Source organism: Pseudoalteromonas sp. NSLLW218 (assembly GCF_015864775.1).
Taxonomy (GTDB): Bacteria; Pseudomonadota; Gammaproteobacteria; order Enterobacterales; family Alteromonadaceae; genus Pseudoalteromonas.
Map to the genome: position 1 here is coordinate 366161 of NZ_JADYWO010000002.1, position 20427 is coordinate 386587.

15 protein-coding genes are annotated in these 20427 nt (G+C 40.1%); 14 read left to right on the forward strand and 1 reads right to left on the reverse strand.

What is annotated here, in order from left to right:
• The first annotated feature begins 75 nt into the window (after positions 1–75).
• From I6E80_RS04370 to I6E80_RS04390, 5 genes are all read left to right on the forward strand, one after another.
• On the forward strand, positions 76–1245 hold the full coding sequence (locus I6E80_RS04370) for an efflux RND transporter periplasmic adaptor subunit (RefSeq protein ID WP_197184899.1): 1170 nt from the start codon (positions 76–78) through the stop codon (positions 1243–1245).
• A 9-nt stretch (positions 1246–1254) separates the two neighbouring features.
• Entirely contained in the window at positions 1255–4407 is a 3153-nt protein-coding gene (locus I6E80_RS04375) for an efflux RND transporter permease subunit (protein WP_197184900.1), read from the forward strand.
• Entirely contained in the window at positions 4400–5812 is a 1413-nt protein-coding gene (locus I6E80_RS04380) for a TolC family protein (RefSeq protein ID WP_197184901.1), read from the forward strand. Before I6E80_RS04375 ends, I6E80_RS04380 begins: the two co-directional genes overlap by 8 nt.
• 10 nt (positions 5813–5822) lie before the next feature.
• Entirely contained in the window at positions 5823–6851 is a 1029-nt protein-coding gene (locus I6E80_RS04385; RefSeq protein WP_197184902.1) for a zinc-binding dehydrogenase, read from the forward strand.
• Positions 6852–7456: 605 nt separating this feature from the next.
• Entirely contained in the window at positions 7457–9712 is a 2256-nt protein-coding gene (locus tag I6E80_RS04390) for an acyl-CoA dehydrogenase (RefSeq protein WP_197184903.1), read from the forward strand.
• Positions 9713–9904: 192 nt separating this feature from the next.
• On the opposite strand, the gene I6E80_RS04395 is transcribed toward I6E80_RS04390, so the two are convergent.
• Positions 9905–10873, reverse strand: coding sequence for an integron integrase (locus I6E80_RS04395; protein WP_182737534.1), 969 nt, complete (start codon positions 10871–10873; stop codon positions 9905–9907).
• 614 nt (positions 10874–11487) lie between these two features.
• Between I6E80_RS04395 and I6E80_RS04400 the strand changes: the two genes are divergently transcribed.
• The 9 genes from I6E80_RS04400 (at position 11488) to I6E80_RS04440 (ending at position 20421) form a co-directional block, all read left to right on the forward strand.
• Positions 11488–11850: a hypothetical protein gene (locus tag I6E80_RS04400; protein ID WP_197184904.1), complete on the forward strand. Its 363-nt coding sequence runs from the start codon at positions 11488–11490 to the stop codon at positions 11848–11850.
• Between the two features lie 97 nt (positions 11851–11947).
• Complete coding sequence (locus I6E80_RS04405; protein WP_197184905.1) at positions 11948–12436, forward strand: hypothetical protein; 489 nt, start codon at positions 11948–11950, stop codon at positions 12434–12436.
• 118 nt (positions 12437–12554) lie between these two features.
• Complete coding sequence (locus I6E80_RS04410; protein WP_197184906.1) at positions 12555–12908, forward strand: hypothetical protein; 354 nt, start codon at positions 12555–12557, stop codon at positions 12906–12908.
• Between the two features lie 232 nt (positions 12909–13140).
• Positions 13141–14115, forward strand: a complete 975-nt coding sequence (locus tag I6E80_RS04415; RefSeq protein ID WP_197184907.1) for a transposase — start codon at positions 13141–13143, stop codon at positions 14113–14115.
• Positions 14116–14337: 222 nt separating this feature from the next.
• Positions 14338–15294 carry a phosphotransferase gene (locus I6E80_RS04420; RefSeq protein WP_197184908.1) on the forward strand — a complete coding sequence of 319 codons (957 nt, stop codon included), beginning with the start codon at positions 14338–14340 and terminating at the stop codon, positions 15292–15294.
• Positions 15295–15440: 146 nt separating this feature from the next.
• A complete protein-coding gene (gene upp / locus I6E80_RS04425; protein ID WP_024591723.1) occupies positions 15441–16070 on the forward strand; it encodes a uracil phosphoribosyltransferase in 630 nt (209 codons plus the stop codon).
• A gap of 9 nt (positions 16071–16079) precedes the next feature.
• Complete coding sequence (locus tag I6E80_RS04430; RefSeq protein ID WP_007580880.1) at positions 16080–17318, forward strand: uracil-xanthine permease family protein; 1239 nt, start codon at positions 16080–16082, stop codon at positions 17316–17318.
• A gap of 144 nt (positions 17319–17462) precedes the next feature.
• Positions 17463–19208, forward strand: a complete 1746-nt coding sequence (locus tag I6E80_RS04435) for an HAD-IIB family hydrolase (protein ID WP_076926113.1) — start codon at positions 17463–17465, stop codon at positions 19206–19208.
• Entirely contained in the window at positions 19201–20421 is a 1221-nt protein-coding gene (locus I6E80_RS04440) for a glycosyl transferase (protein ID WP_002958673.1), read from the forward strand. Before I6E80_RS04435 ends, I6E80_RS04440 begins: the two co-directional genes overlap by 8 nt.
• Positions 20422–20427: the final 6 nt, after the last annotated feature.

The following is a 20427-nucleotide window of genomic DNA, read 5'->3' on the forward strand; positions in this document are numbered from 1 at the left end:
AATTTAAAAATCTATGGTTTTTACACACGGGTTTAATCCGTATTATGCGAGGCTAATCAACAATGGAGCGTCTTCATGAACAAACATCTAATTGCTGCTGCACTTACTGCGGCATCTTTAACACTTGCGGGTTGTGCTGATGAGAGCACAGCTCAATCAGCACCTGCACAGCAACTTCAACCAATTGATGTAGCACAGGTGCTTGTTAAGCCGGTACAAAGCTGGCACACATATACAACGCGTTTAGAGTCTCCACAGGAAGTTGCCTTAATGCCGCGTGTATCGGGAATCATCGATAGCATTGAATTTAAAGAAGGCGATGTGGTTAAAGAAGGCGATGTTTTATTTCAATTAGATGCTCGTCCATTTGCTGCTGTGGTTGCTAGTTTAAAAGCGCAAATCAACAGCGCAGAAGCTGCCTTAGAGCAAGCTAAAAGTGAAGACAAACGTGCGGTACGCTTATTAGACCGTAAGGCAATTTCTACTGAGCAAGCACAAGCGCGTACTTCAACACTACGTCAACGCGAAGCACAGCTTTCTGCACTTCAAGCACAACTTACCTCAGCAGAGCTTGATTTAGAATTTACGTCAGTTGTATCACCAATTGATGGCATTATTTCTCGCGCAAATATTACTAAAGGTAACAATATACTTGCGGGTCAAAGCGTATTAACGTCAATTGTTTCAAACCAAGCTATGTACGCTTATTTTGATGTTGATGAACGTACCTGGAATAGCTCTTTCAATGATGTTACTGCTGCGAGCCATCAAACTGTTGTAATGCAAAAGGTCGGTCAAAGCGATTTTGCATACAAAGGCTACATTAACTTTATTGATAACCAAATTAATTCATCGACAGGTACATTACGCGTACGTGCGGTATTTAATGAAAACAGCAACCAATTACGCGCAGGCTCGTTTGCACGTATAAAGCTGGCTGCAAATTCTATTAGCGACGCGATTATTATCCCAGAACGTGCAATTGGTACCGACTTAAAAAATCGTTTTGTATTAACGGTTGGCGAAAACAACGTACTTGAATACAAGCTTATCACTACAGGTGAGCGTTACGGTGCATTACGTGCGGTTACATCAGGCCTTAATGAAGGTGATGTTATTGCCGTAAATGGCCCTGCTCGCGTAGGCCCTGGTATGCCAATCTCTCCGCAAACCGTAACAATTGATACCAGCGGTGTAGCATTTACATTGTCAAACGACAACGCACAATTTGTGGCTAAGCAATAAGGTTTATTAATGAAATTTTCGCATTTCTTTATACAGCGCCCAATATTTGCGGCCATGCTGTCATTGGTTATTTTAATTGCTGGTGGTATATCACTATTCCAATTACCAGTAAGTGAATATCCAGAAGTAGTTCCTCCAACTGTTGTTGTTACCGCTAACTACCCGGGTGCTAACCCAACCGTTATTGCGCAAACAGTGGCAACACCGCTGGAGCAAGAAATTAACGGTACTGAAAACATGTTGTATATGTTTTCGCAAGGTACAAGCGATGGCCGTATGACATTAACGGTGACCTTTGCGTTAGGTACCGATTTAGATCGTGCTCAAGTACAAGTACAAAACCGTGTAAACAGTGCACTTCCGCGTTTGCCAGAAGAAGTACAACGTTTAGGTGTTGTAGCCGAAAAATCATCGCCAGATTTAACCATGGTAGTGCATTTATATTCACCTGAAAAAACGCACGACACAGCGTACTTATCTAACTATGCCGATTTAAACATTAAAGATGAAATTGCGCGTTTACCGGGTGTAGGTGATATTCGCATGTTTGGTGCTGGCAAATACTCAATGCGAGTATGGCTAAACCCAGATGCACTTGCTGCACGCGAATTAACAGCAACAGATGTAGTAACAGCACTTCGCTCGCAAAACCAGCAAGTTGCTGCCGGTAGCTTAGGTGCACAACCAATTTCAAACGACAGTCAATTTCAAATATTGTTAAACGTTAAAGGTCGTTTAAACAGTATTGAAGAATTTGAACAAGTTATTATTAAAGTAGGCGACGAAGGTCAGTTAACACGTTTATCTGATATAGCCCGTGTTGATTTAGGTCAAGATACTTACTCACTACGTGCAGAGCTTGATAACCAACCAGCTCTTGCAATGCCAATATTTCAGCGCCCTGGTTCAAACGCTATTGAGCTTTCTGATCAAGTACGCGAAACAATGGCGCGCTTATCTAAAGATTTCCCTACCGGTGTTGAATACGACATTGTGTACGACCCTACAGTATTTGTTCGCGGCTCAATTGACGCGGTAATTGCCACTTTGCTTGAAGCAATTGTACTGGTAGTTATTGTTGTTATTGTATTTTTACAAACGTGGCGCGCATCTATCATTCCGCTAATTGCTGTGCCTATTTCACTCATTGGTACGTTTGCAGTAATGCAATGGTTGGGCGTGTCAATTAACACCTTATCGTTGTTTGGCTTAGTATTGGCCATAGGTATTGTTGTAGATGATGCGATTGTAGTTGTTGAAAACGTAGAGCGAAATATCGAAAAAGGCTTATCGCCACTTGAAGCAACCCGCGTTGCAATGAGCGAAGTAACAGGGCCTATTATTGCAATTGCGCTAGTACTAAGTGCTGTATTTATTCCTACTGCGTTTATTACCGGTTTATCAGGTCAATTTTATAAGCAATTTGCCCTTACAATCACAATTTCGACGATTATCTCAGCGTTTAACTCATTAACGTTATCGCCTGCGCTTGCTGCATTGTTATTAAAATCGCATGATGCAAAACCAGATGCGTTCACGCGTTTACTCAATAAACTGTTTGGTCGTTGGTTGTTTAAACCATTTAACCGCGTATTTAATCGTGGTGCTAAAGGTTACGAAAAACTGGTACAAAAACTAATTCGTATGACTGTTGTTGTTATGGTGGCTTACATTGCACTGGTTGGCGGCACAATTAAATTATTTGATTCCGTACCAGGTGGCTTTATTCCACAGCAAGATAAACAGTATTTAGTGGCTATTGCGCAGTTACCTGACGCTTCAAGCCTTGACCGTACTGAAGATGTGCTTTCTCAAATGCAGCAAATTGCATTAGAAGTCCCAGGAGTTGCCCACACAGTTGCTTTTCCTGGTTTATCAGTGAACGGTTTTACTAATAGCCCTAACAGCGGTATTGTATTTACACCACTTGAAAGCTTTGACAAACGCACCGATCCAAGCCAATCAGCGATGGCGATTGCGGCAGAATTGAATAAACGTTTTGCTGCCATTGATGAAGCGTTTGTAGCGGTATTCCCGCCGCCGCCAATTCAAGGTTTAGGCACTACCGGCGGTTTTAAACTGCAAATTGAAGACCGAGCTAATAAAGGATTTGAAGCACTATTTAATAGTCTGCAAGCCGTAATCGGTAAGGCGCAACAAGACCCTGCATTAATGGGCCTGTACTCAAGTTTCCGTATCCAAGTTCCACAAATGGATATTGATATTGACCGTGAGCAAGCGCTTATTCAAGGTATTCCACTTGATGAAGTATTTAACGCACTGCAAATTTACTTAGGCTCTGTGTACGTAAATGACTTTAATATGTTTGGCCGTACGTACCAAGTAAATGCACAGGCTGATGCTGACTATCGCTTAGACCCTGATCAAATACTTAATTTAAAAGTACGTAACCGCTCAGGTAATATGGTGCCACTGGGATCTGTATTAACAGTAACACCAACAATTGGTCCTGACCGTGTTATGCATTACAACGGTTACCCAAGTGCAGAACTAAATGGCAGCCCAGCGCCAGGTTATAGTTCTGATCAAGCACAAATTGCTATTGAAAAAGTACTCGCAGACACATTACCAACAGGTATTGAATATGAGTGGACTGAAGTAACGTACCAACAAGTACTTGCCGGTAACACCATGGTTTATGTATTCCCGTTAGTTGTATTACTTGTATTTATGGTACTTGCAGCGCAGTACGAAAGCTTACGTTTACCACTGGCAATTATATTAATTGTACCAATGACTATTTTCTCAGCCTTGTTAGGTGTGTGGTTTGTTGGCTCAGACAACAACATATTCACCCAAATAGCATTAATAGTACTGGTGGCCTTGGCCTCTAAAAATGCGATATTGATGGTTGAGTTTGCAAAAGATAGACACGACTCAGGCTTATCGCACTTGGAGGCAATACTTGAGGCATGTCGTATGCGCTTGCGCCCAATATTAATGACGTCGATTGCATTTACAGCAGGTGTTGTACCGTTAGTACTTGCCACCGGTGCAGGCGCCGAAATGCGACATGCAATGGGTAACGCAGTATTCTCAGGGATGATAGGTGTAACCGTGTTTGGTCTATTATTCACGCCGGTATTTTATATGTTAGTGACTAACAAAAAAGAGAAAGCGCAGGAGAATACTCATGACTAAATTAATGCAAAAAAGACTTAAAACAAGTCTGACTGCCAGTGCCGTATTAGTCGCTGCGTTTTTAGCAGGGTGTGCGAGTAAAATTGACACCATGAGTGAGCAAAAAGCTGTTAACGAATTTGTTGCCAAAGCTAATATTGCTAGTAACGTTAGCGTTGCTGATGAAAGAAACTGGTGGAAAAAGCTTAATTCTGATCAGCTAAATGAGCTTGTTACTGGCGCACTTGCAAATAACTATAATTTGCAAACAAGCCAGCTAACACTTAAAAGTGCATTAGCGCGTTTAGGAGAGCAAAAAGCCCAATACCTACCGCAAGGTGGCGTAAATGTTGGCGCAGCTCGAAGCGATGCACCAAGTGTGTTTGACCGCCAATCAAGTGCAAACGTTGCACTTGATTGGCAACTGGATTTATTTGGTCGCATAACGGCGTTGGTTGATGCTGCAAATGCATCGGCCATGAGCCAAGCAGAGCAAGTACGTTTACTGCAAATTGAAGTTGTTTCGTCAGTTGTTAAAGGCTTTGTAAGTTATCAAGGAAATGTTGAAAAACAACACATTGTTACGCTTCAAATAGAAGCCCTTGAGCAAAGTATTGACGTACTACAAGCTCGCGTTGACGAAGGTGTAGCAAACGAGCTTGATTTAAACCGTACAATGGCGCAGCTTAGGCAGCAACAAGCATTAATGCCCGCTATTGAGTATGCAAAATACAGCGATTTATCTGCACTTGCAGTACTAAGCGGTAAGTTAACGCAAAATATTGCTATTGAAAACGAGCAAAGCGTGCTGGAACGTGACTTTAGCGTCGCACTAAAAAACGCTAATAATGCCATTGCCTTACGCCCAGACATTAGCCGTGCATTGTTTGATTTTAGCCAAGCAAATAGTTTAAGTGTTGCAGCAAGTAAAGCACTATTACCCGATATTAGCTTATCTGCATTTGCAGGGGTTGTGAGTATAGATAGCACAGGCTTAAAAAATACCGATCAACAGTGGCAAATAGCGCCGCAGTTACAATGGTCGTTATTAAGCTACCCAGCATTATTAGCACAACGCGACGCGCAGCAGTTCTTAAGTGAAGCCGCTTACAGCGATTATCAACAAGTGGTATTAACTGCACTAAGTGAAAGTGAACTTTCATTGCAATTGTTGGTTAATCAAGCACAGCAAAAACGCTTTGCCGACGAACGCTATGACTTTGCTAATAAAGCATTTTTACAAGCACAAGCAATGTACGAAGAAGGTCAAATTCCTTATCTTGAGTTGTTAGATGCGCGCCAGGATGTTTTAATAGCACAAGAAAATGCTGTTGAAACAACAATCACTTCACTGCTTGCCAAAGTAAATGCTTACCAGTCATTTAATGGCCAATGGAGTTATGCGTTAAACGACACTAATAAGTAGAGTTATATTGATGCCAAATACTGAAAATTTACATGAATACATTATCCCGCAAACAATGCGCGCTATTGTACTGCCAGAACCAAATGAAGCAATTGACTTAGCGGATGCTGAGCTGCCTGTTCCTATTTGTGCAGATAACGAGCTGCTTGTAAAAGTAGAGTACGTTGGTTTAAATCCAGTTGATGGTCAATTTGCTAAAACAGGCTTTTGTAAATGGCAGTATCCACACATTTTAGGCTTAGATGCCGTAGGTGTTGTGGTTAAAGCTAATAAAGGTGTGTTTCCAAATGTTGGCGAGCGCGTTATGTGGCATGCCAACATTGGTGAGCAAGGTGCTTTGAGCGAATACACCAAAGTACCTAACTTTGCAGTGTCGGTTGTGCCAAGCGGTTTAAATTCGGCCATTGCAGCAACACTTCCATGTGCTGGTATGGCAGCACTTATCAGCTTAGATAAAATAGGCATTAGTGAAGGCGATACTATTTTTATTGAAGGCGGAGCCGGAGCGGTAGGGCAGTTTGCTATTCAATATGCAAAACAGCGCGGTGCAGATGTATTTACCACGGCATCAAAGCGTAACCATAAATTGGTTAAGCAGCTAGGCGCTGATGTGGTTTTTGACTATAGCGATAAAAAGCTATGCGAAAAAATCCGCAGAGAACTTGGCCCGCAAGGTTTTGACGCGGTTATTGATACGATAGGTGGAGAGTGTACTCAGCGTAATATTGAGTTAATGCGTTTTTGCGGACGTATTGCCTGCTTAAATCCGCTACCTTGTTTTGATCAAGACTTAATGTATCACCGAGCGCCCAATATTAGCGTTGTATCGATTGGTGGTGCATGGCTTGCTAATAGTTTATGTGCACAACAACGTTTGAGTTTTATGGGTAACCTGTTACTTGAAGGAGCTGTTAGTGGCGACATTAAACACCCAGAAATAACGCCCGTAGATTTTAGTGCTGAGTCAGTATCGCAAGCGCTTAATAAACAACTTGCTGGTGGTTTTACCGGCAAGCAAGTTGTTAAAGTTGCTAAGTGAAGCGCTTATACAATTTGATTTAAATTTAAGTAGTTTTAGCTGGGTTAACTGATAATGTAGCCTCTACAAATTGAATAAAAACGCAGCCTATTTGTGCTGCGTTTTTTTATGCCCATCAAAAAATAGATACAGCGCTAGGGTCTGTTGATCTTTCAAGGTTGAATTTGCAGCAGTCTGTTTGGTATTTAGGCAAGGCAGAGCCTATGTAGTGTGGTTATTCCCCATAAATGGGCGATAACGTAGCATTAATGCCAAACAGGCGCTGCCCAAGGGGTTCTTCCTAGGGGCTATTTACTCTTTGTTGCTCGGTTTTTACTTAGCCCACTAGGTTACAAACCTCGCGCCGCGATTAAATAGCCCCTAGTTTGAACAAATTTTAATCCGCAAAGATCAACAGACCCTAGAGCTTTTGCTGTTTTATTCATCATTTTAGTTAAAATACTTTTTTTCAGCGTACAACTGTAAGCCTTTGTGTTTCAACAGTTTACGTTCAGGTAAAGAAAATAAATTGAAAAAACTGTTAATTAATTGAATAGAGTAATTGATCTAAACGATTTTTTATGACGTAATGTAGGTATTATTTAGCTGGTCGGATGAGTTCAATCATGAGTTTACGTACAAAACTAAAAAAAGTATTACCAAGTATTTCTATCACAGAACAAGAAGCGCTAGACGCGGGTGATGTATGGCTTGAAGGTTCTATCTACCAAGGTAAGCCTGATTTCAGTGCACTTCGCGACGTACCTGCTGCTAAATTAAGCGCAGACGAGCAAGCATTTTTAGACGGTCCAGTAAAAGAACTACTGGGCATGATTGACGATTCAGTGATTCAAAACGGCATTCATTTACCAAATGACATCTTAGAATTTTTGAAAAAAGAGCGTTTTTTCTCGCTTATCATTCCTAAGTCGTTTGGTGGTTTAGAGTTTAGCCCTTATGCAAACTCTACTATTGTTGGCACAATTGCGACTAAAAGCTCAGCAGTTGCGGTAACCGTCATGGTTCCTAACTCGTTAGGCCCAGGTGAGTTATTACTTCACTTTGGTACGCAAGAACAACAAGCACATTACTTACCACGCCTAGCAAATGGTACAGACATTCCATGTTTTGCATTAACAAGCCCAGAAGCGGGTTCTGATGCAGGTGGCATTCCAGACATTGGTACAGTAACTAAAGGCATGTACAACGGTGAAGAAGTACTTGGCCTTGAGATAACATGGGACAAACGCTACATAACGCTTGCACCTATTGCTACTGTACTTGGTTTAGCCTTTAAAGTAATGGACCCTGATGGTTTATTAGGTGGCAAAGAAAGCTTAGGTATTACCTGTGCACTTATTCCAAAAGAGCACCCAGGTGTAGAGCTTGGTAATCGTCACGACCCAATGGGTATTCGTTTTTACAATGGTACTACACGTGGTAACAAAGTATTTGTACCAATGGACTTTGTTATTGGTGGACAGAAAAATATCGGCCGTGGTTGGCAAATGCTGGTTAGCTGTTTAGGTGCTGGCCGTGGTATTTCATTACCTGCGCTAGGTGTTAGTACAGCACAAGTTGCATTTAAATCAGCATCTGAATACGCAGCAGTGCGTGAACAGTTTGGTTTAGCCATTGGCCAGTTTGAAGGTATTCAAGAAAAACTAGCTGACATTGCAGGTAAAACATACCTACAAGAAGCAATGCGCGTACTTACAACTGAAGGCTTAGGCATGGGCTTAAAACCATCAGTAGTAACCGCAATCGCTAAGTACCATATGACAGAGCTTGGTCGCGACGTGCTTGATTCAGCAATGGACATTCAAGCAGGTAAAGCGATTCAAAACGGTCCACAAAATACATTAGCAAGTGGTTATGTTGCTCAGCCGATTGCCATTACGGTAGAAGGCGCGAACATTCTTACACGTAACCTAATGATCTTTGGTCAAGGTGTTATGCGTTGTCACCCATATTTACAATCTATGGTTGAGTCAATTCACAGTGAAGACAAAGGCGCAGATAAAGAATTTAACGGCATTTTACGTAAAACAATTGGCTACAGCACAGCAAACAGCTTACGTGCTTTCCGCCTTGGTGTTTTACCATTTACAGCAAGTGCTAATTCTGAATTACCAGAAGTACGTGACTACGAAAGAGCAGTACATAAATTATCTGCAAAACTTGCAGTGTACGCAGACTTTTCGTTACTTGTACTTGGTGGTAAGTTAAAACAAGCAGAAATGCTATCGGCACGTTTAGGTGATGTAATGAGCTTCTTATATGCAGCTATGGCATCAATTAAATACTACGAGCAAAAAGTATCAAGTAGTGACCGTGAGCAAGCAGCGCCGTATTTCCATTACGCGACTCGTTTTGCACTACAAAGTGCTGAAGAAGCATTGCATAAGTTTTTAGATAACTTCCCTGCAAGCGGTACACGTAAGTTTATTCGTTTCATTACAATGAACTACTCAACTAAAATGCCAAAAATTAGCGACGATTTAATCCGCGAACTAGCTAAGCAAGCTCAGCTAGATACCGCATTTAAAGCGCAAATCACGCATTTAGTTAAACCAGTAGTGGGCGATGGCCATCATATTAATGAGCAAGCTTACAAAGCTAAAATGGCATCACTTGGCGAGCTGGCTAAAGTTAAAAAAGCATTACGTGCTAAAGTAATTAAGCCAGGTGCACGTTTTAACATTACACTTGATAACGCATTAGCTGCAAACGTAATTACGCAAGCTGAGCACGTTCAGTTAATTGATTACAACATCAAACGTGAAAAAGCGATTCGTGTAGATGAGTTCGATTTTGACATGAACATACTAGACGATAACGCACAGCCAATTAACCCGCTTAAAAGCGTAGTTAATCAGTAAGTTAAAGTAATTAAATTCAATGATGCAAAGCGCCCGCAGTATCGGCGCTTTTATTGTTGAGTAAAGAATTAGTGTTGGGCCCCGCTTGTGTAAAAACAAGCGGGGCTTTTTTATGTGTTATTTAAAGTAGAAATAGATGACGGTATTGGTTTGAAAGTGAATATGTATCTGTAGAGGATTAAAAAGAGACGCTTATAATCTTGAAAAAGGGCTAACAACCCCGTTAGCACCTTGCTGTAGTACATGGGTATAAATTTGTGTAGTTTTAACATCAGAATGGCCAAGCTGAGCTTGAACAGTTCTTATATCGGCGCCACTTTGCAGTAGATGAGTAGCAAAAGAGTGTCTCAATGTATGAGGTGTTATTATTTTTGTTAACCCTGATTTTTGGACGGCTTTTTTAATCTCTTTTCTAATACAAGAGTGATGAAAATGATGTCGCCTTATTTCACCACTTTGAGGATCTGAACTTAATATATGAGAAGGAAATAAATATTGCCACGCAAGCGATTTTGCGGCACTTGGATATTTTTTTGTTAAAGCATATGGCATCCATACGCCAGAATATTCCGTATTATTTAAATCCAGTTTTAAATAGTCATCAACGTTCAAAATTTGATTTCTCAGCATAGGAATTAGCTCTGTGGCCAGCGTAACAATGCGGTGTTTATTACCTTTTCCATTCCATACTTGAATGCATTTATAATCAAAATCAATATCTTTTACTCTTAATTGCACCGCTTCCATTACTCTTAAGCCACTTCCATACATAAGGGCTGCAATTAAATAATAGCGCTTATTTAAATGAGCCATCAACATTTTAACTTCCTCTGGGGTCATCACTACAGGGAGCTTTGCTTGTTTTTTACTACGGGCAAAATTTAAATTTAATGAGAGTTCTTTTTTTATTATGTGCTTGTATAAAAATGACAATGAATTGAGTGCGGTGGCTTGCGTACGTGGTGCAACGTTTTGCTTTAACACTAAATGTTCTAAGTAGCGTTCGACTTCATTGTCCCCCATTGAGGCGGGATGGCGTTTATTATGAAAATGGATATAAGATGCAATCCATCTTAGGTAGGTATCTACGGTGCGTAATGAATACTGACGTACCAACATATAATCGGCTATATAATTTAAAAATGGGGAACGTGTTTTCATACTATTACCAATAATGGCGCTGTTTTTATATACAGTATAGTTGTGATGCACACATATTCAAGGAAATGAGCGGCGAGCGCATTTTGTCTTTTATTGAGAGTTTGAATGCTAATAAAAATTATATATAGCAATGTGTTAAGTTATTTGGTAAAAATGATTTATAAAATACATGAGCGTATCGTTGGCAGAAATATGCGCGATGAGCGCACTATTAAATTGTTATAACTCAAAATAATCTCATGAGAATTCATAAATTACATTTACCGCTGGTAGTTGCAACATTAATATTCTTAGGTGGGCTTTTGTCACTGACTTGGGAAACATATACGTCATACGATGGAGGCATTGGTTCACTAGCTTTGATAGTTGTTTACCCAATTGCGATGTTAAGTGAGGTTACACTTATTCCACCATTTGTAATTTGGTTCCTAATCATTGGTTTTTTCGCATATTTAGATTTTTACTTTTCTCGTAAGGCTAGGGTAAATCTTAACCATGAGTTATAACAAGCTGCTCAAGTTCGCAGCAAAAAACGCTGCGGGACAGTTACTCGCTGGCTTCGCCAACAACACTCGTAACTGCCCCTTAGCAGGGCGTTATGTGACTCTCAGGCTATGAAGTATAAAAATATAATTTCGGCGATTCACAACTTTGGACATAGTTTTTCGAGTTATGAAAATTATGTCGATGATGACTTTGTAATTGATGAGTTAAGAAATATTCGAAGAAATGGATATGATATTTCAGTTAATTGGCTTACTCGTGAATTTGAGCCATCTCAATTACTGAGTGAACGAATCACTAAATCAATTGGATATTGGGCAGATTCCCTTGAAGAGCATTTAGTTAAACACAATGTTGAGCCTTCTGCGATCAAAAGCCTTGTGTTTAAATGGCCAGTAAAAACTATGCATTATATTGTGGCAATTGACGACCGCGATATAGAGCATAAAAAAGTAATTAAGTATGCGAGTTAAGTCACATAACAAGCTAATTAATAAGGACAAAAAACAGTTGGCTGTTTTCGTTCCTCAACATTTTAGCCAACAATTTTTTGCCCATTATTAGGGCGTTATGCATCCAGATGATGCCCAAAATATGAATTTAACTAATAAGCTAAGATTAATTAATCAGAACAAAAGCAAAGAGATTTTGGTGAAACGCTACTTGCTGGACTGTTGTGTAAAATTAATACGATTTCGGTCTGGTGAGTGCTTGCCCAAAAACTTGAAAGTCGCTAGAAATTTCCTTCGGGGAGTCGCAACTAAAAAGCAAATTCATCAAAGTGAATGGGAAATTGAAGGCAATGCGTTTGGAACCGAATATTATTCTGAACAAGGTGTTCGCGTTTACTTTAGAGTCAATAAAGATTTTAAGGCTGACCTAGTTCAAGTGAGGATCTCTAAAGGATTGAATAACAGAGATTCTAGGAAATATCTAATAGAGATGGCTTATTTTATTGATTATGTATTTTGCCATATTCAATTTTCCTCAGATTGGTTGTTTGAAGAAAGTTGTGATCAATTTATGTGTCCACGTTTGTTTGAGCGTTACTTTGGGTAGGATGCATAACAAACGCATTAAAATGGACGTCTAACAGTTGGCTGACGCTCATTCTTCGCTAATTTTAGCCAACTATTATCCGCTATTTATGCGGGCGTTATGTTCAAAAAGGAATCGCATGTCTGAAGAATTAGCCGTGGAAATGGAATCGTCCAAAAGAGGAAAGCTATTAACTGTCGTCAGTCTATTTCTGGCATTTGGCTGTGTATCTTCTTTGGCAATGGCACCAAGTGAAATTGCCGCAAGTTTTGGTGTTGTCTATCAAGTCACGCTCGTAATTGCGGCGCTTATAACTGGAGCCGCAGCATTTGGTATCTGGCAAAACTGCAAATGGGGGGCTTACACATATATCACGCTTACTGTGGTCAACCAGCCATTGCTACTTATCATGGGCTGGTGGAATATCGGCGCACTTATTTTGCCAGGTATCATTGTGGCTATTCTCTTAACCAAGCTAAGTGCCATGAAATGAACATAACAAAACGGTCAATGATCGCCTGCGGCTGGACAACTTTAAGCGTGGCTTCGCCACAAAGTTGCCCATTACCTTGGCGTTAGGTAACCTTATGATACTTCGCGATGTTCAATTAGTTAACGGTGGTAAATCGAGTAAAGAAAATAAACGAGACACCCATCCTAAATTTTGCACTTTTAGAAGTTAAAGACTAGCTTTTATTTAGTGTAAAAAATAAGCAGGGTGTCTTATGGCAATCGCAAGAAAGCGTCAAGTAAGTTTGGTTGATACAAAATACTACCACTGTATTTCACGTTGCGTGCGTCGTGCTTTTTTGTGTGGTGAAGACCGTTTTACTGGTCAATCTTATGAGCATCGACGAGGCTGGGTTGAAGATAGGTTGCTCGTATTAGCAAAAATATTTTGTATTGATGTATGTGCTTATGCCGTTATGAGTAATCATACGCATTTAGTATTGTATGTTGATGATAAGAAAGCGAATAGGCTAAATGATAAAGCGCTTATTATTCGCTGGCATAAACTCTGTAAAGGCACATTGCTAACGCAAAAATATGTACAAGGTGAAAAGCTAAGTAAAGTTGAACTCATCTTTTTCAATCAAACGGTTAAACAATACCGCGAACGCCTAGCAAGTATCAGCTGGTTTATGCGATTACTAAATGAAGACATTGCCCGCAGAGCGAACAAAGAAGATAACTGCACAGGGAGGTTCTGGGAGGGCAGATTCAAATCGCAAGCATTACTAGATGAAGCAGCACTTGCAGCTTGTATGGCCTATGTCGATTTAAATCCCATTAGAGCTAAAATGGCTAACACACCAGAAGAATCAGACCGTACCAGTGTACAAAAGCGCTTAACATGCGCCGCAGAAGGTAAACAGCCTCAACAGTTATTACGTTTTGCAGGTATGCCACGTCAGATTATGCCAAAAGGGCTACCGTTTGAGCTTAAATCGTACCTTGAACTTGTTGAATTAACAGGACGTTGTATACGAGAAGACAAGCGCGGGCATATTGATAATATGAACCTTCCTTTGCTTGAAAGGCTTAACATATCCCCAGAAAACTGGTTAAAACTCACAACACAATTTACGCGCGTATTCCATGGGGCAGTAGGCAGGCCCAGCTCACAAATAAGCTACTGTGAAAACTTAAAGCGAAAGCGGCGAGCGAATATCAGTAACTGCGAAAAGCTCCTGGCATAAAGTTTCAACTATTTAGTAAAACTATTCATTAATAAATCATAACTGCATCATGCAGGCATTTTCATACGTGTAATTTAGATTAAAAGTGTAGTGGCATAGTGATTTTGGCCACTATTTACATACAAACTTGTATAAAACAAAGCGGGGCTTTTTTATGCCTTAGTTTTATTAAAAACGCCCACTAGTGTTAAACTACAAAAAACTTAATGACTTAATATAGTTATGGCATTTTACATTCCTTTATTACAACCTCACTTTAAGCGCATTGAAATTGGCGATACGCTTACATCACTTTGGAGTGGATGTGGCAGTATTGTGCAGTGCCAGCTTGATGATAAAGCCTGTGTTATTAAAGCTATTAAAATACCCAGTTATATACACCATCCTAAAATTAAACAAAGCGAATTTGCAGTAAAAAGAAAGCAGCATTCTTATAGCGTTGAATACACTTTTTATAAGCTGTATAGCCAGCATTTACCAAAACATGCGCAAAGTATTGAATGTATAGGTGCAATTAATAAAGATGATGAATACGCGCTGGTGTTTAAAAACTTTACCAAACATGGGTTTACTCAAGCAGGGCCACAACATGTTAAAGCTATATTAAGGTGGCTTGCACACTTTCATGCGTTTAACTTAAGTAAACCCGCTGATGGGTTGTGGCAGCAAGGCAATTACTGGCATTTAAGCACGCGCCCAGATGAGTTTAATAAACTAAAAGATAACCTTGATAAAAAGTCCGATATTAAAAATGTTGCACATAAAATAGATGAGCAACTACAAAGTTGTGCGTACAAAACGCTGATTCATGGCGATGCAAAACTTGCTAACTTTGCAGCAAATGAGCGCGATCAAATACTCGGTTATGATTTTCAGTATATAGGTGCAGGTTGCGGGATAATTGATGTAATGTATTTTATGACCAGTTGCTTGAGTGATGCACAATTACACGAGTGCGCTGATGAGTACCTTGTGTATTATTTTGACAATTTAAAGGCTGCTATTACAGCTTATCACCCTTGGGCACCAGCAAGTAAAATAGCTGACGATTGGCTCGCTTTATGGCCTGCTGCATGGGCTGACTTTTATCGATTTTTAGCTGGGTGGAGCCCCGAGCATCAAAAAATAAATAGTTATATGCAACAGCAAGTAAACAGCTGGTTAGCGGGTAACATTTAATAAACAGGTTTTGCTAATCTCTTGCATAAATATCAAGCAAAACAATACATTTCGGCACGATGTATGAAAATCTCTTTAAAACTACAGGTCAAATGACCTTTTTTAATATAAAATACTGCAAATTCTTGTATCAGTAGGTTTATATCATGGCAATTCACGTTATTTCTCACCCTCTTGTTCAACATAAACTAGGCCTAATGCGAGCGCATGGTATTAGTACTAAAAGCTTTCGTGAATTATGTTCTGAAGTTGGAACCTTATTAACTTACGAAGCAACTAAAAACCTACAGTTAGAAGATAACGAAATTACAGGCTGGGATGGCAATAAATTAAAAGTAGAGCACATTAAAGGTAAAAAAATTACCGTAGTGCCTATTTTGCGTGCTGGTCTTGGCATGATGGACGGTGTTATGCAGTTATTACCAGCCGCTAAAGTAAGTGTTGTTGGTCTTGAACGTAACGAAGAAACACTAGAGCCAGTACCATATTTTGAAAAGCTAGTAGGTAATATTGATGAACGCCTAAGCTTAGTTATTGACCCTATGCTTGCAACGGGTGGCTCAATGATTGCCACAATCGATATGCTTAAAAAAGCAGGCTGTAAGGAAATCAAAGTAATTGTACTTGTTGCAGCACCAGAAGGTGTTGAGAGAACACTTGCCGCTCATCCAGATGTAGAAATTTTTACAGCCTCAGTAGATAGTCACTTAAACGAAAAGGGCTATATTATCCCTGGTTTAGGCGATGCAGGCGACAAAATATTCGGTACTGTTTAGGAGTCTTAAGTGCAAAATAATGACACCTTTTCAATAAAAACTATTTTAACGGGCGCGCAAATGCTGTTTGTAGCATTTGGTGCGCTGGTATTAGTACCGCTTTTAACGGGCTTGGATCCTAATGTTGCGCTTTTTACCGCAGGCATTGGTACTTTGCTGTTTCAGGTAGTGACTAAAGGCCAAGTGCCTATATTTTTAGCTTCATCGTTTGCCTTTATTGCTCCCATTATTGCCGCTGTGCAAATGTGGGGCGTACCGGCCACTATGGGCGGCTTAATGGTTGCAGGTTTTGCTTATATGCTTTTAAGCTTATTAGTAAAATTTAAAGGCGTTGCAACGCTTCATAAAATTTTACCACCTGTGGTTGTAGGCCCAGTAATTATGGTTATTGGCCTTGCGCTAGCGCCTGTTGCTGTAAATATGGCGATGGGTAAAAGTGGCGACGGCAGTATTCAAATTATTGATTACACCAGCGCTATTTATATTTCGTTGTTCTCGTTAGTGGTTACGCTTATTTTTGCAGTATGGGGAAAAGGCGTATTTAAGCTTATACCTATATTAGCAGGGGTTGTAGCGGGTTATTGTTTATCGCTTGGTATGGGCGTTGTGCAATTTGACGCAGTGACTAACGCACAGTGGTTTGCTGTACCAAACTTTACTTGGCCTGAGTTTAAATGGCAGGCTATTTTGTTTATGGTACCTGTAGCAATAGCACCTGCAATTGAACATATTGGCGACATGATGGCTATTAGCCAAGTAACCAATAAAGACTTTTTGAAAAAGCCTGGGCTTCACCGCACTTTATTTGGTGATGGACTTGCTACTTCTGCAGCATCGTTATTTGGTGGCCCGCCTAACACTACTTACTCAGAAGTAACGGGGGCAGTTATGCTTACCAAAAACTTCAATCCTAAAGTAATGATGTGGACAGCCGTTATTGCCATTATTTTAGCGTTTGTAGCTAAAATGGGATCTGGTTTGCAAACTATTCCTGTACCTGTAATGGGCGGCATTATGATTCTACTTTTTGGCTCTATTGCTGTAGTGGGTTTAAATACATTAGTTAAGTCGGGCGATGATTTAACAGCACCACGCAACTTAAGTATTGTTGCACTTATTTTGGTGTGCGGTATTGGTGGTATGCATATTGGTGGCAGCCAATTTAGTTTAGAGGGCGTAAGCCTCTGCGCTATTTTAGGAATAGTACTTAACTTAGTATTACCAAAAGCAGAACCTGAAAAAGTTTAATTTTGTACATTAGGTAAATAGATTGCACCATAATAGCGCATTTTGAATGCGCTATTTTTTTAACCTATTAATAAATATATAAAAATAATAATGGTCTAGTACCTGCATTTAACTCCCAGACGCATTGTATGCAAAGGAGTAACTATGTCAGAGGCCAATATTGTGGATATAACCCCGTTTTTAGCAAAACACCAACTGCCTTTAAAGTATCAATATTTGAGTGAGCAATATTTTGTTCCACTCGCGCATGACATCCTCGAATCTAAAAAAACAAATACTCCTATTTTTGTTGCCATAAATGGATGCCAAGGCTCAGGAAAAACAACACTCGCTGATTTTTTAGTTACCTGGTTTTCTAAAAACACTCCGTTTAATAGTGTTGCATTGTCGATTGATGACTTTTATTTAGCAAAACAAGCACGTACTGAGCTTGCCAAAGATGTACATCCTCTTTTTACTACTCGCGGAGTACCGGGTACTCACGACGTAGCGTTAATGAATAGCACAATAACTAACTTACTTGCAGGTGAGATAAACATACCGCTTCCGCGTTTTAATAAACATGAAGACGACTGCGTGCCAGCAAGTGATTGGCTAACAAACAAAAAGCCCGTTGATATTATTATTTTAGAAGGGTGGTGCGTAGGTAGTGAGCCACAACCGCTGTTTTCATTGAGTGAACCGCTTAACGAGTTAGAGCAACAATTTGATAAAGAAGGTGTTTGGCGCCGCTGTATAAACAGCTGTTTAGCAAACGAATATAAAGCCGTTTTTAACCTAATTGATTATACCGTTATGCTAAAAGCACCGAGTTTTAGTGATGTTTTTACATGGCGACAAGAGCAAGAACAAAAGCTAATAGCCAAAAAAGGTGAAGGCTCAGGCACCATGACTAACGAGCAATTGGTGTATTTTATTTCTCATTTTGAGCGTATTACGCGTGAGAACTTAAACACACTGAGCGCTAAAGCAAACGCTTTAATTGAGCTTGATAGCAACCGCGATATTAGCGGTATGCATCTAACAAGTGATGACACCCTCCAGCCAATTATTTTTACAGATTTGGATGGCACATTACTCGATCACGCTGATTATAATACAAATAATATCAGTGAGTTATTACAGCAGCTGCAAAATGCGCATATTCCGGTGGTGTTTAATACCAGTAAAACTTTTTGCGAAGTCATTGAGCTTAAAAATGATTTAAATATTCAACAGCCTTTTATTGTAGAGAACGGCGCAGCAGTATTTATTCCAGAAGACTACTTTGAACTTAAGCCTATCGGTTGTAAAAAAGTAGGCGCTTACTGGTGTTATGCTATGGCAAAGCCATTATCGAGTTTATTACAGGATTTAAATACCTTAAATGCCGATTACAAAGCGCATTACAAATTGTTTAGCGACTTATCGAGTGAGCAAATATCAGAGCTTACCGGGCTAGACGATGCACAAGCAAGACGTGCACAAACACGCGATTATTCAGACCCTCTTTATTGGTATGGCAACGACGAATTACTCACCGCCTTTGTAAATGATGTAGAGGCACTCGGTTACGATATAAAAATTGGTGGGCGCTTCATTCATATTGCTAAAAATACCGATAAAAGCGCTGCACAGCAGTGGTTAGTTAAACAATTTACCCATCATTTCAGAAAGCCTCTCACGGTCATTGCACTTGGTGATAGCGATAACGATAAGCAAATGTTAGAGCATGCAAATATCGCCATTATTATCGCCAACCCGGCGAGTAAAAAGCCGGTTAAATTGTCGCACAACAAAGCACGATACTCTCAATCGCCAGCACCGCTGGGCTGGATTGAAGAAATAACATCGTTGCCGTGCATTAGCAGTATTTTAAGTATTTCTGAGGAGCAAAAGTCTCATGGCTGATTTTTATCAAAATGGCATTATTACTACATTACATAACATTGCCGACAGACCAATTGAAGATCTAGAAAAAGAGCTACTTACTTTTAGTAAGCAGCGCCCAATGGGATTAATACTTCCTTCGTTATTTAGTGAGCTTGAAGGCCCTGCGCTGCAAAATATAGTTAGTGAGTTGCGTGAAGTACCTTATTTATCACAAATCACTATAGGCTTAGATAGAGCCGACGAAGCACAGTACCGCCATGCACTTGGCTTTTTTAAAGAGCTAAACCAAAACCACAAAGTATTATGGAACGATGGCCCACGCTTACAAGCACTCGATAAAGAATTACAAGAGCTAGGGGTTGCACCTCGCGAGCTTGGTAAAGGCCGTAATGTTTGGTATTGCATGGGCTATAAATTAGCAACAGCAGAAGTAGAGTCTATCGCGCTGCATGATTGCGATATTTTAACCTACGACAGAAGCTTACTTGCGCGTTTAATTTACCCTGTTGCGCATCCGCGTTTTAACTATGAATTTTGTAAAGGATTTTACCCGCGTACTGCTAATGGAAAAATTAATGGCCGTGTATCACGCTTATTAGTAACGCCATTACTTCGCTCGTTTAAAACAATTTTAGGTAATACAGACTACCTTGAATACATGGATTCGTTTAGATACCCATTAGCAGGGGAGTTTTCGTTTAGACGCGATGTATTAAATGATATTCGCATTCCAAGTGACTGGGGCCTTGAAATTGGCGTACTGAGTGAGATGTATCGTAACTACTCCCATAACCGCTTGTGCCAAGTAGATATTGCCGATAACTATGATCATAAGCACCAAGAGCTTTCACTTGATGACCAAAGCGCAGGTTTGTCTAAAATGTCGATTGATATTACCAAGGCATTATTTAGAAAGCTGGCTACACAAGGCGTTACCTTTACCAGCGAAACAATTCGTTCATTAAAAGCGACTTACTACCGTATCGGTCTAGATTTTATTGAAACCTATCACAACGATGCGTTAATGAACGGGCTAACGCTTGATGTACACCAAGAAGAAAAAGCAGTAGAAATGTTTGCGCAAAATATTATGGAAGCAGGGCAACACTTTTTAGAAAACCCAATGGAAGCGCCATTTGTGCCAAGTTGGAACCGTGTTGTATCAGCAATGCCAGACGTACTTGAGCGCTTAAAAGAAGCCGTAGAGCTAGATAACGAAGAATATAGTTAACCTGCG

Bases quoted from the DNA above. Each gene is read 5' to 3' on its own strand.
- I6E80_RS04370 (WP_197184899.1), top strand. From the start codon at position 76: ATGAACAAACATCTAATTGCTGCTGCACTTACTGCGGCATCTTTAACA.
- I6E80_RS04375 (WP_197184900.1), top strand. From the start codon at position 1,255: ATGAAATTTTCGCATTTCTTTATACAGCGCCCAATATTTGCGGCCATG.
- I6E80_RS04380 (WP_197184901.1), top strand. From the start codon at position 4,400: ATGACTAAATTAATGCAAAAAAGACTTAAAACAAGTCTGACTGCCAGT.
- I6E80_RS04385 (WP_197184902.1), top strand. From the start codon at position 5,823: ATGCCAAATACTGAAAATTTACATGAATACATTATCCCGCAAACAATG.
- I6E80_RS04390 (WP_197184903.1), top strand. From the start codon at position 7,457: ATGAGTTTACGTACAAAACTAAAAAAAGTATTACCAAGTATTTCTATC.
- I6E80_RS04395 (WP_182737534.1), bottom strand. From the start codon at position 10,873: ATGAAAACACGTTCCCCATTTTTAAATTATATAGCCGATTATATGTTG.
- I6E80_RS04400 (WP_197184904.1), top strand. From the start codon at position 11,488: ATGAAGTATAAAAATATAATTTCGGCGATTCACAACTTTGGACATAGT.
- I6E80_RS04405 (WP_197184905.1), top strand. From the start codon at position 11,948: ATGCATCCAGATGATGCCCAAAATATGAATTTAACTAATAAGCTAAGA.
- I6E80_RS04410 (WP_197184906.1), top strand. From the start codon at position 12,555: ATGTCTGAAGAATTAGCCGTGGAAATGGAATCGTCCAAAAGAGGAAAG.
- I6E80_RS04415 (WP_197184907.1), top strand. From the start codon at position 13,141: ATGGCAATCGCAAGAAAGCGTCAAGTAAGTTTGGTTGATACAAAATAC.
- I6E80_RS04420 (WP_197184908.1), top strand. From the start codon at position 14,338: ATGGCATTTTACATTCCTTTATTACAACCTCACTTTAAGCGCATTGAA.
- upp (WP_024591723.1), top strand. From the start codon at position 15,441: ATGGCAATTCACGTTATTTCTCACCCTCTTGTTCAACATAAACTAGGC.
- I6E80_RS04435 (WP_076926113.1), top strand. From the start codon at position 17,463: ATGTCAGAGGCCAATATTGTGGATATAACCCCGTTTTTAGCAAAACAC.
- I6E80_RS04440 (WP_002958673.1), top strand. From the start codon at position 19,201: ATGGCTGATTTTTATCAAAATGGCATTATTACTACATTACATAACATT.